We start from the raw sequence: 11572 nt of genomic DNA, 5'->3' as shown, positions 1-11572 counted from the left end.
GTAAGGAAGGGCCCCTTATTAACGCATAGCGTTAATAAGGGGCCCTTCCTTATCCGGGGGGCGGGGCGGCTAGGCTTGCCGGCGTTATGGATTCCCGAACCGGTCTGCCCGTTGTCGGCATGGTGGGGGGCGGCCAGCTCGCCCGGATGACCCACCAGGCCGCGATCGCCCTCGGCCAGTCACTGCGCGTCCTGGCGCTCACCCCGGAGGACGGCGCCGCGCTGGTCGCCGCCGACGTCCGGTACGGCGACCATACCGACCTCTCCGCGTTGCGGATCTTCGCGAAGGGCTGTGACGTGGTCACCTTCGACCACGAGCACGTGCCGACCGAGCACATCCGCGCCCTCGCCGCCGAGGACGTGACCCTCTACCCGTCCGCCGACGCCCTGCTCTACGCCCAGGACAAGCGGGCGATGCGGGAGCGGTTGAGTGCCCTCGGCGCCCCGATGCCGCGCTGGCGGCCGGTGGCCACGCCGGCGGAGCTCACCGGGTTCGGCGACGAGGTCGGCTGGCCGGTGGTGCTCAAGGCGGCCCGGGGTGGCTACGACGGCCGAGGCGTCTGGGTCGTGTCGGACGCCGCCGAGGGGGCCGCCCAGGTGGCGAAGCTGCTCGACGGCGGCGCCGAGCTGATCGTGGAAGAACGGGTGGCGCTGCGCCGGGAGCTGGCCGTACAGGTCGCGCGCTCGCCGTTCGGGCAGGTGGCCGCGTACCCGGTGGTCGAGACGGTGCAGCGGGACGGCATCTGCGTCGAGGTGCTCGCCCCGGCCCCCGATCTGCCGGAGCCGCTGGCCCTGGCCGCCCAGCAGTTGGCGATCGACATCGCCACCACGCTCGACGTGGTCGGGCTGCTCGCGGTCGAGCTGTTCGAGGTGACCGGCCCGGACGGTGCTCCGGCGCTGGTGGTGAACGAGCTGGCCATGCGCCCGCACAACTCCGGCCACTGGACCATCGAGGGGGCCAGGACCTCGCAGTTCGAGCAGCACCTGCGGGCCGTGCTCGACTACCCGATGGGGGACACCTCGCTGGCCGCGCCGGTGGTGGTGATGGCGAACGTGCTCGGCGGGGAAGAGGGCGGCATCTCGATCGACGAGCGGCTGCACCACCTTTTCGCCACCGATCCCGGCGCCAAGGTGCACCTCTACGGCAAGCAGGTTCGTCCCGGTCGGAAGATCGGCCACGTCACCGTGCTCGGCGACAACCTCGAACAGGTACGCGCACGCGCCGCGCGCGCCGCCCAGTGGCTCCAGGAGGGGCGATGACGGCTGCGGAGGCAGCGACGACGATCCAGGTCGGCCTGATCATGGGCAGCGACTCCGACTGGCCCATCATGAAGGCCGCCGCCGACGTGCTGGACGAGTTCGGCATCGGTTACGAGGTGCGGGTCGTCTCGGCGCACCGTACCCCGGTCAAGATGATCGAGTACGGCCAACAGGCCGCCGGCCGTGGCCTCAAAGTGATCATCGCCGGGGCCGGTGGCGCCGCCGCCCTGCCGGGCATGGTTGCCTCGGTCACCCCGCTGCCGGTGATCGGCGTACCGGTCCCGCTCAAGCATTTGGACGGGGTGGACTCGCTCTACTCGATCGTGCAGATGCCGGCCGGCATCCCGGTCGCCACGGTCTCGATCGGCAACGCCCGCAACGCCGGCCTGCTCGCCGTACGCATCCTGGCCACCGCCGACGCCGCGTTGCAGTCCCGGGTCACCGCGTTCGCCCAGTCCCTGGAAGACCTGGTCGAACAGAAGGAAAAGGCCCTCCAGGCCACCCTCGGCTGAACCAGGGACTTGTTCGGGCGAGGCTGAGGGGTTGAGTAGCTAGATGGACCGGCGCTGTAACCTGCGCCGAGGTCGTTCGTGGCGCTGGTGCTGCTCCAGGTGCTGTCGTAGCTGTTCATCCCAGGTTGCCTGGTCGTAGTCGGGGTCGGGCAGGATCCACTTGTGCGAGCCGTCGCTGTAGTGGAACCGCTCGTCGTTCGCCCGCAGACCGCTCATCGGCCCCGGGTCCAGCCCAGGAAGCGTTGGTGCAGGCTCCCGGCGGGGATCCAGGTCAGATCCTCGGTCGCGGCGACCAGGTAGGCGCCGAGATAGAGCGTCAACGACACGGGCGCTTGCTCGAACTCTGCCCGCAATTCGGTGCGTCGGGTGCCGCACGGCCAAGGAAGTCCGCACCCGCCACAGGTCCAGATCGGCATGACCGGGTGATGGGTACTCATCGGCCCCCCTCCGGCCAGTGGCCCCGATTGATGGGCACGCGGTGTCTGGCTCGGCAGGGCAGATCGGAGCCGCAGCGGCAGATGCGTCGCCACCTGTTCCATGACCAGACGGGACGGTGCCGTTGGGCGAACGTCAGGGCAACAATCGACAGGTACTGGTCGTATGTCACGCGTTTGCGCATCAATGACCCCTCCTGGGATGGCGGACCATGCAGCCGGCGGCTCGACGCTCGTGACCAACCGGGCCGACGTAAGATGTATTACATCTAACAACTATCGATCTTGCAACGGTCTGCATCCGGTGTTGTCTTCAGGGATCAACTAGGGTGACCTACGTCAGATGTCCTACGGCAGCGGATGTGGCGTGACGATGATCCAGACGCCGAAGTCGCAGTACGAGCAGATCGCCGACCTGCTGCGCGGTCGGATCCTGGATGGCACCTACCCGCCGGGCGCGGCCCTTCCGAGCGAGCCCGAGCTGTCGGCCGAACTTGGTGTGTCTCGGGTGACGGTGAACCGTGCGGTCGGCATGCTGCGGGCGAGCGGCCTGGTGCGGGTACGTCGAGGTGCCGGAACCTTCGTCCGCTCCCTGCCGAGGATCGTCCGTGACGCCCGCGCCCGCTATGCGCGTAGAACCCACGGAACGGGCGCTGGCGCGGTGGAAGTAGCGGCGCTGCAACTGCGTTCCCACACCGTCTATCGAGAGATCGGACGGATCGGCGCACGGCCAGAGGTGGTTGCGGCCTTGCGCTTGCCGGAGGGCGAGGATGTGCTTGTGCGCCGCCGCATACTTTTTGCCAACGACGAGCCGACTCAGCTCGCGGACAGTTACTACGCCTGGAGTATCGCCGGTGGCAGTCCGCTCGAACAGGCGGACACCGGGATCGGTGGCTCCTACAGTCGGCTCGCGGAGATGGGCTACGACATCGTCAGGTTCTCCGAGGACGTCAATATCCGAATGCCGAGTGACAATGAGCGGAAGTTGCTCGACCTGGACGCGGGCCAGCCAGTGTTCGACATCGTCCATATCGCCTGGACGACGGAGGACGCACCAATCGAGGCCGCGTTCCACGTCATGCCGGGGCACCTCTGGACCCTGCGGTACGACTGGGATGACCCCAAGCCGGCAGGGATGGTCGAGGGAACCTGAAGTGATCGCGGCTCAGGCGGTGAGTAGGGCCGGCGACGAGGCCAAGCCGAACGAGGACAGCTTCGTCGTTGCTGCTCCCGGCCTGCTCGCGGTGCTCGACGGAGTTTCCGCTGTTGAGGGCATGGACTCTGGGTGCGTACATGGTCCGGCGTGGTATGCGTCGCGACTCGCCGCGAATCTGGAACGGTGCTACACCGACGCGCCCGAGGCTGAGTTGGCTGATCTCGTGGCGGAGGCGATCGGGCGGGTATGCGGCGAACATGGTTCTACCTGTGACCTGGACCATCCAGGAACGCCGCAGTCGACACTGGTCACATTGCGCATCGAAGACGACGAGTGCGACTACCTTGTGCTCTGTGACAGCACCCTTGTGCTCGACTGCTCAGGGAGAATCGAGACGGTAAGCGATCTGCGCATTCGTGATGTCGCCCGGTCGTACCGGCACGCGGTACTCTCCGGAACCGACCCGATTGGCTCTAACGAGCAGATCCGGCAGATCCAGGAGTTGACGGTTGCAAAGCAGCGGCATGTCAATCGCGAGGGCGGATATTGGATTGCCGCGGCCAACCCGTCCGCGGCGCACCATGCTGTACGGGGAAGCGTGCCCGGGACCGGCCCAGGCCGGTTGACCCGCGCGGCACTGCTGACGGACGGGGCTTCCTCCGTGGTTGATCTGCATCACATCACCGATTGGCGCGGTCTCCTTGACCTGGCGCAGCTGCACGGCCCGGGGCACCTCGTGCAGCTAGCCCGCGAGGCTGAGGATTCCGATCCCACCGGATCGGTGCGTCCCCGTCCCAAAAGCCATGACGACGCCACGGTCGTCTATTGCGTGATCGACTCGGAGGTACATCCGTGAGTCAGACCCCCCGACACTCCGTGAGCGTCGCCGCCGTTGTCGTGGATGACCACGATCAGGTGTTGGTCATCCGACGGCAGGACAACGGGGCCTGGCAGCTTCCCGGTGGGGTGCTCGAACTCGACGAGACGCCGGAGGTGGGCGCCCGGCGCGAGGTCCTGGAGGAGACCGGCGCCGACGTATCGATCGAGCGGCTGACCGGCGTCTACAAGAACATGAAGCTCGGGGTGGTGGCGCTCGTCTTCCGGGCCCGGTTCGTGTCGGGGGAGCCCGGACCGACGCGGGAGGCCGCCGCCGTCGAGTGGTGGTCGGCCGAGCGGGTCGCCGCCGAGATGGACGAGGCGTTCGCCGTACGCATCCTCGACGCGCTCCGGCCCGATCCGGTGCCCGCCGTCCGGGCGCACGACGGCGTACGCCTGCTCGCGGGCTGATCCCGGGCGGGCGGTCAGCGCATGCCGCGCAGGGCGCCACGGAGGCGTTCCTGCGTCTGGGTACGCCGTTCCGTGCTGCCGCCGAGCACCAGCAGCACGATGCCGACCGGGATCAACACCAGCCACGGCCCGAAGACGGTGAGCAGGTGCAGGGTGGCGATCACGGTGACCACCGCGCCGATGATCACCGGCGCCTGCTGCCGTCGCCAGGAGCCGAAGATCAGGACGGCCACGCCACCGAGCAGCAGCAGGATCTGCCGCAGGTCGCCGTCGCTGGCCAGCACGATCACCGTCGTCGGCAGGAACGCGGCGACCAGGGCGGGACCGTACGCCACCCAACTGCTCAGGTCCGGCCGGTGCCGCGACTCCAGGATGCCGACCAGCAGGGCCAGGGCGGCGAACGGCAGTGTGTACGCCTCCGGCAACGCCACGTCGGAGATGCCCATCAGCAGCCACCAGGCGGTGATCTCGCAGGCCACGGCGGCCCAGAAGAGCACCTGCCGAGCGACCACGCGACGTCCCGGCCGGGTGGCGGCCACGCCGAGTACGGCACCCCAGGCGGCGAGCAGGGCGGCGATGTGCGGGGGTGAGTCGAAGGCGAGCGCACCGGCGATCAGCGCGGCGGCGTACCCGGTCCACTCGACGGTGGCCGCCTCGCGCATCGACTCGGGCTGCCGCAGCCGGGGCAGGGTCGCGGCGAGCAGTAGCAGCGCCGCGCCGACCGCCAGCACGCCGAACGCGGACCAGACCGGGTCCAGGCCGGCGAACACCCCGGCGGTGAAGACAAAGAGCTGGGCCATCACCGAGGCGAAGAGCCAACCGAGGATCCGGGCGGTCTGGGTCCGGCCGGCGAACGCCGCGATGCCGCCGACCGCCACCGCCGCGCCGAGCGTGAACAGGGTCAGTTCGCGGGTGGCGAGGGCACCGGCGAGCCCGGCGCCGCCGGCCGCGAGGCCGATCGCGAAGACCAGGATCCGGGCGAGTCGCAGCGACCGGGCCCGTTCGGCGTCCGGTGGCGGCGGGGTCAGCGCCAGCCCGAGCATCGCGATGGTGAAGACGGCGAGCGCGGCCATGGTGCTGTTCGGCCAGCCCAGGCCGAGCGAGATCGGGGCGATCAGCACGGTGATCGCGGCGCCCGGGAGGACGACCGGGATGGCGCGGGCCGGTCGCCCGCCGGTGAAACCGGTGGCGGCCATCGCCGCGGCCACCGTCAGCAGCAGCGCGGCGAGCACGTGGGTGCCGTCGACCGCGCTGCCGGTCGGGTTCGCCAGCGTCGCGGGCGGCCCCTCCCAGATGCCGTAGAGCACCTGGTACGGCTCGACCAGCGCGGCGACCAGGGCGGGTCCCAGGGTGGCCACCGCGACCAGGGTCGGCAGTACGGCGGCGGCCATCGCGCCCACCGCCGGGCTGATCGCCCAGCGTCCACGCGGTCGGTCCGGCATCCGGCGGAACGTGCCGCCCAACACCGACCAGCGGCGGACCGGTTCGGCCCCGCTCCCCGGTGGCGGGGTGGCCGCCCGGGCCAGTTCGGCGAGGACCCCGAGCAGCGCGGCGGCGGCGGCGTAGACCCCGGCGGGCAGGCCGGTGGGAATGGAGGCGACGGCGGTGATGGTGGCCCCGCCGACCACCCCGACGGTCGCGTACGGCAGGTAGCGCGGAACCCAGCGGCGGGCGAGCGTGAGCAGGGCGACGCCGAGGCTCGACGCGGCGAGTGCGCTGGTCAGCACCACCTCGGCGGTGAAGCCGAGGGCGGCGGCGAGGGCGGCGAACGCGCCGGGCAGGGCGAGCAGGGCGCCGCCGGCCGCCGCGCCGCCGATCTGGCCGAGGTGTGGGGGGATGTCGTCGACCGGTTCCGCCGCTTCCAACCTCGGGCCGTCGTAGTCCGGGTCGTCGTACTCCGGGTCGTCGTAGTCGGGGTCGTCGTCGAGCCGGTTGTCGTGGCGGCGGTGCACCTCGGGGGCGGGCGCGAGGTGGCCGATCGTCCGGGCGAGTAGCGCGACGACGAGGCCGACCAGGGCGATGACACCGAGCGCGGCGGCGGTGGTCCAGGGCCGGACCAGGCTCGCCCCGACGGCGTGCAGCGCCACCACGGCGGCGACGGTGGCGCGGGCCAGTCCGGCCCGAGGGTCGGCCGCCGCGGCGGCGGCCATCCCGTACACGGTGGCCACCGCCCCGCCGACCACGATCGGTGACCACCAGGGCAGGCCGAGTGCGGCCGGGGTGCCGATGGTGGCCAGCCCGACGCAGACCCCGGCGACGTCGTACTTCCACGGGCGCGGCAGGGCGGCGGCTGCCGCCGCGGCGAGCAGGACCAGCGCGATCGGGGCCTGCCAGGCGCTCGCCCCGGTGCTGCCCATCGGCCACGCGTCCAGGTCGGCGGCCCAGATCCGGCCCGGGGTGGCGAGCACCCGCAGGCCGCCGCTGATCGCGGTGTAACCGGCGATCAGGGCGATCACACCGCCGCTGAGCACGACACCGAGGACCGGACCCCGGCGCCAGTGCTCCGGCAGCGCGCGTACGCCGACCGCGACCACCACGACCAGCCCGGCGGCGACCGCCAGCTCGGCACCGGGGGCGAGGATGCCGGCGATCCGGGCCAGCGCACCGACCAGGCCGGCGGTCGCGGCGGCGGCGGCGAAGTCGGAGCCGTCGAGCAGCCGGTCGGCCCGCCGACCGGCGTCGATCGAGGGGGCGAGGAAGAGCAGCACGGCGGCGACCATGAGCAGCGCGCCGACCCACGCGTCAGGGACCGCGGCACCGGGCGCGCCGAACGCGGCGGCGGTGACGGCGAGTGCGCCGAATCCGGTGCCCAGGGTCAGCGGCAGGCTGATGTTCCGTTGCGAGACCTGGGCGAGCGCGGCGTAACCGAGGGTCGCGCAGACCGCCAGGTAGCTGGCCGCGAGCACCGGCTCGGTCGCGTTCCGTACCGACAGGGCGGTCGGGGTCGGGTCGACCGGTACGGTCGCGGCGACAAACGCGGCGACCGCGCCGGGCAGGGCGAACGCGGCACCACCGGCGGCCCACGCGCTGACCAGGTGGCCCGACTCGCCGAGGGGGAGGGCGTCGATCCTCGGCGCCAGGCTGATCAGCAGTCCGGCCACGGCGAGGGTGAGCAGAACCGCGGCGGTGAGGCTGGGGCGGGCGGCGGAGGCTCCGGCTCCGGCGAGCCCGACGACCCCGGCCGCCACCGCGTGGGCGAGCGCGGCCCGGCGGGTGTCGGCGGTGAGGCCGACCACGCCGATGCCGATCGCGGCCAGCACCGGTGGCCAGGGTGCCGCCGCCCAGGAGAGCCCGAGCGAGGCGGGGGCGGCGAGCGCGGTGAGCGCGGCGCCGGTGACGGCGAACTCGCGACGTACCTCCGGCGGGAGTGAGAGCACCGCCGCGACGGTGAGCAGGAAGGCGGTCGCGACGAGTTGCCAGGAGGCCGGTCCGACCGTGTCGGTGAGCGTGCTGGCGTAGGCACCGAGGTCGGCCCGCCAGACCGGCAGGGCGGCCTGGATCGGGGCGAGCGCGGCCCGTAGCGCACTGCCGGCCACCACCACACCGATCACCACCAGGGCGACCGCCGAGGCGAGTTGCGGCCCGCGTCGCCAGGCTTCCGGCACCACCCGTACGCCGAGGCCGGTGAGGGCGACGACGAGCGCGATCAGCAGCAGCGCCCGGCCGGGCAGGGCGACGGCGGCGACCCGTCCGGCGGCTCCGATCACGGCGAGGGTGAGCACCCCGGCGGCAAACGCGGTCAGCGGTGCCCGGCCGACCGAGAGGGCTCCGGCCAGCCCGATCGCGGCGGCCAGGACGAGCACCAGCCCGGCCCGGAGCGCCCCCGGTACGGAGTCGGTGCCGACCAGCGCGATCACCGCGTAGAGCAGGGCGCCACCGACCGCGAGCCCGTGCAGGGTCCAGCTCAGCTCGCGCAGCCACGGCGTGGTCGGTACGGCGGCGCTGGTCCACGCCGCCCGGGTGCGTACGGGTTCCGGCTGCTCCGGCCGGACCGGCTCGGGGTTGATCCGTCCGGGCCGTTCCTCCCGACGCCCGGTCGGCACCGTGAGTACGGCGTCGGCCTCCTCGGGGGCCGACTCCGGCCGTTCCGGTCCATCGTCGACGTCGTCGGTGCCCCGCCGTCGGGATCCGTCACCGCTCGGCTGACCATCGGTCGGCGCGGGGGCGACCCGGGGCGTTCGCGGTTGCCGGGGCGTCGGCGGGGCCAACAGCCGGCCGTCCCGGGTGAACGCCCGGGCCAGCGCCAGGTCGATCGCGGCGACCAGGGCCAGGACAAGTGCCCAGCCGGTCGCCCCGTTGATCCACTCGTACGCCAGCAGTGGCAGGACCGGCTGTCCGGCGATCAGGGTGGCGTACCGGCCGACGTGCAGGCCGGTGGCGCTGCCGTACACCCAGCCGACGGCGGCGGCGAGCAGACAGGTCAGGCCGGCGAAGACCGAGCCGGGCAGGCCACTGGTCCAGACCGCGTCGATGGCCCAGACCGCGTACCCGTTGAGCGGCACCAGGAGCAGGCCGACGGCGGCGATGGTCTCGGCGGTGGCGGTGAGCCCGCGTCGGGCCACCAGCGGCGGTGCGACCAGCATCAGCGCGGTCGCGGTGAGCAGGATCGCGACCCGGCTGAAGTCGTCCTGGGCGCTGATCGCGACCACCGCGAAGGCGACGGCGGCGACACCGAGCAGCAGCGCGCCGAGGCCGAGCAGGATGCCCTGCACCTCGCGGGTCGAGGCTTCCGGCTTGTGGTTCGGTGGTGGCGGGTCGTCCGGGCGGCCACCGGGCCGGCGGATCCCGGCCGGACCGGAGCGGCGGGGCGGCGGTGGGGGAGGCGGCGGCGGGGCGACCGGTCGGTCGTCGGCGGTCCCGGTGCCGGTGTCGGTGCCGGCTGAGGCGGCGGCGGTCGGGCTCTGCCGGGGCACCCGGGGCGGGGCCAGCCCGGGTTCGGCGGTCGGTGGCCGCCGGTTGCCGCGTCGGCGCAGCACCCGGCGGGGTTTGGTCGCCTGTTTCCGGCGCTCGTCGTTGGCGTGGGTGAGGATGTCCCGCTGGAAGAGGGCGGCCTGCATCTTCGCGGCGAGTTGCTTCTGCTCGCTGGCGATGGCCGCGTCGCGCATCTTGATCTCGGCGATGGAGCGCTCGATCCGGGCCAGGTCGTCCGCCCACTGCCCCTGCTCGGCCCCGCAGTGGGGGCAGCGGGGCGCGGCCTCGATCTCTCGACCGCACGAAGAGCACCGGTACGTACTCATGGCACCTCCCAGCGGCCTGCAATGTGGACTCACCTGGAAGCATGCCGAAAGCAGGCAACGCTTGAACAGTCCCTCGCCGGTGGGAGATCGGAAAAGCCGGTCACGGATCCGATGGGATCCGTGACCGGCCGAGGTGATTCACGTCAGTTCACGGGGGAGTCACCCCCCGCTCGTTCAGGGGCGGCCCATGCCCCGGTACTCCCAGCCAGCCTGGGTCCAGAGGGCCGAGTCGAGGCAGTTGCGCCCGTCGACCACGCGGCGGCCGGCGGCGAGTTCGCCGAGGGCGACCGGGTCGGCGTTGCGGAAGTCGGCCCACTCGGTCAGCACGCAGACCAGGTCGGCGCCACGGACGGCGTCGTTCATGGTCGCCTCGTAGGTGAGGTCCGGCTGCGCCCGCCGGGCGTTCTCCATCCCCTCGGGGTCGAAGACCCGCACGTCGGCACCGGCCTTGGCGAGCAGCGCGGCGACCGCCAGCGACGGGGCGTCGCGTACGTCGTCCGAGTTGGGCTTGAAGGTGGCGCCGAGCACCGCGATCCGGGTGCCGGAGAGGTCGGGACCGGCCGGGCCGTAGCGGCGGCCGAGCAGTTCGGCGGCGAGCTGGAGGACCCGGGTACGCCGCCGGAGGTTGATCAGGTCGACCTCGTGCAGGAACCGGAGCGCCTCGCCGGCACCCAGCTCCTGGGCGCGGGCCTGGAACGCCCGGATGTCCTTCGGCAGGCAGCCGCCGCCGAAGCCGACACCGGCCTGGAGGAAGCGGTTGCCGATGCGGGGGTCGTAGCCGATCGCGCGGGCGAGCTGGGTGACGTCGCCGCCGGCCACCTCGCAGACCTCGGCCATCGCGTTGATGAACGAGATCTTGGTGGCGAGGAAGGCGTTCGCCGCGACCTTGACCAGTTCGGCGGTGGCGAAGTCGGTGACCACCAGCGGGACCTCCCGGTCCTCGGTGGCGGCCAGGTCGAAGACGCCCTTGTGCGCGGAGTAGAGCATGCCGTTGGCCCACTCGCTCTTGACCCCGACGACGATCCGGTTGGGGCGCAGGACGTCCTCGACGGCAAAGCCCTCCTGGAGGAACTCGGGGCTCCAGGCGACCTCCACGCCGAGGTCGGCGGGGGCGTGCTTGCCCACGAGCTGCTCGATCCACTCGGCGGTGCCGACCGGCACGGTCGACTTGCCGACGATCAGGGCCTTGCGGGTCAGGTGCTGGGCGAGCCCGGTGACCGACGTCTCGACGTACGACAGGTCGGCGCCCATCCCGTCGGCCCGCTGCGGGGTGCCGACGCAGATGAAGTGGACGTCGCCGAAGTCGGCGGTTTCCTGGTACGAGGTGCTGAACCGGAGCCGGCCGGCGGCGAGGTTGCGACGCAGCAGCTCGTCGAGGCCGGGCTCGTGGAACGGAACCTCACCGCCGGAGAGCTTGGCGATCTTGTTCGCGTCTACGTCGAACCCGATCACCTCGTAGCCGAGTTCGGCGAAACAGATGGCGTACGTCGCACCCAGGTAGCCGGTGCCTAGGAAGGTCAGCCGCGGCCGAGCGGCGCCGGAGGGAGGGGTCACCGCGACGATTGCCGGCTTGGGTTGTGTGCTCGGGTACGGGATTGTCACGCCTGTTCTCTCCGCTCGCACTGGGCGGCGCTTTCTTGCGTCGCGGTGGGCAGGGCGGCGTCACCACGACGCCAACTGGGACAAA

General features: G+C 72.1%; 8 protein-coding genes. 5 read left to right on the top strand and 3 right to left on the bottom strand.

From position 1 onward, the window contains the following. Positions 1-86: 86 nt before the first annotated feature. Together ACI2K4_RS11800 and purE are read left to right on the top strand one after the other, a co-directional pair. Positions 87-1259 carry a 5-(carboxyamino)imidazole ribonucleotide synthase gene (locus tag ACI2K4_RS11800; RefSeq protein WP_404510476.1) on the top strand — a complete coding sequence of 391 codons (1173 nt, stop codon included), beginning with the start codon at positions 87-89 and terminating at the stop codon, positions 1257-1259. Further along, positions 1256-1771 carry a 5-(carboxyamino)imidazole ribonucleotide mutase gene (gene purE, locus ACI2K4_RS11795; RefSeq protein ID WP_404510475.1) on the top strand — a complete coding sequence of 172 codons (516 nt, stop codon included), beginning with the start codon at positions 1256-1258 and terminating at the stop codon, positions 1769-1771. The genes ACI2K4_RS11800 and purE overlap by 4 nt, the downstream gene beginning before the upstream one ends. Before the next feature lie 39 nt (positions 1772-1810). Here the strand turns inward: purE and ACI2K4_RS11790 are convergent, their stop codons facing one another. Next, positions 1811-1987, bottom strand: a complete 177-nt coding sequence (locus ACI2K4_RS11790) for a hypothetical protein (RefSeq protein WP_404510474.1) — start codon at positions 1985-1987, stop codon at positions 1811-1813. A gap of 591 nt (positions 1988-2578) precedes the next feature. Here ACI2K4_RS11790 and ACI2K4_RS11785 point away from each other — a divergent pair. From ACI2K4_RS11785 to ACI2K4_RS11775, 3 genes are read left to right on the top strand one after another with little or no spacing between them, the layout of a single operon-like run. After that, the gene (locus tag ACI2K4_RS11785) at positions 2579-3358 is read left to right on the top strand and encodes a GntR family transcriptional regulator (protein ID WP_404511751.1); all 780 of its coding nucleotides are present in this window, start codon (positions 2579-2581) and stop codon (positions 3356-3358) included. 1 nt (position 3359) lies between these two features. Then, on the top strand, positions 3360-4217 hold the full coding sequence (locus ACI2K4_RS11780; RefSeq protein WP_404510473.1) for a hypothetical protein: 858 nt from the start codon (positions 3360-3362) through the stop codon (positions 4215-4217). Beyond that, the gene (locus ACI2K4_RS11775) at positions 4214-4648 is read left to right on the top strand and encodes an NUDIX hydrolase (protein WP_404510472.1); all 435 of its coding nucleotides are present in this window, start codon (positions 4214-4216) and stop codon (positions 4646-4648) included. The genes ACI2K4_RS11780 and ACI2K4_RS11775 overlap by 4 nt, the downstream gene beginning before the upstream one ends. A gap of 14 nt (positions 4649-4662) precedes the next feature. Here the strand turns inward: ACI2K4_RS11775 and ACI2K4_RS11770 are convergent, their stop codons facing one another. Both ACI2K4_RS11770 and ACI2K4_RS11765 read right to left on the bottom strand, forming a co-directional pair. Then, positions 4663-9885 carry an SCO7613 C-terminal domain-containing membrane protein gene (locus ACI2K4_RS11770; protein WP_404510471.1) on the bottom strand — a complete coding sequence of 1741 codons (5223 nt, stop codon included), beginning with the start codon at positions 9883-9885 and terminating at the stop codon, positions 4663-4665. Between the two features lie 174 nt (positions 9886-10059). Then, complete coding sequence (locus tag ACI2K4_RS11765) at positions 10060-11487, bottom strand: UDP-glucose dehydrogenase family protein (RefSeq protein ID WP_404510470.1); 1428 nt, start codon at positions 11485-11487, stop codon at positions 10060-10062. Positions 11488-11572 lie beyond the last annotated feature (85 nt).

This window comes from Micromonospora sp. NPDC050397, assembly GCF_044901685.1.
Taxonomy (GTDB): domain Bacteria; phylum Actinomycetota; class Actinomycetes; order Mycobacteriales; family Micromonosporaceae; genus Micromonospora_G.
Note: the sequence above shows the minus strand (reverse complement) of the source record. Positions and strands in the feature narration are given on the sequence as shown.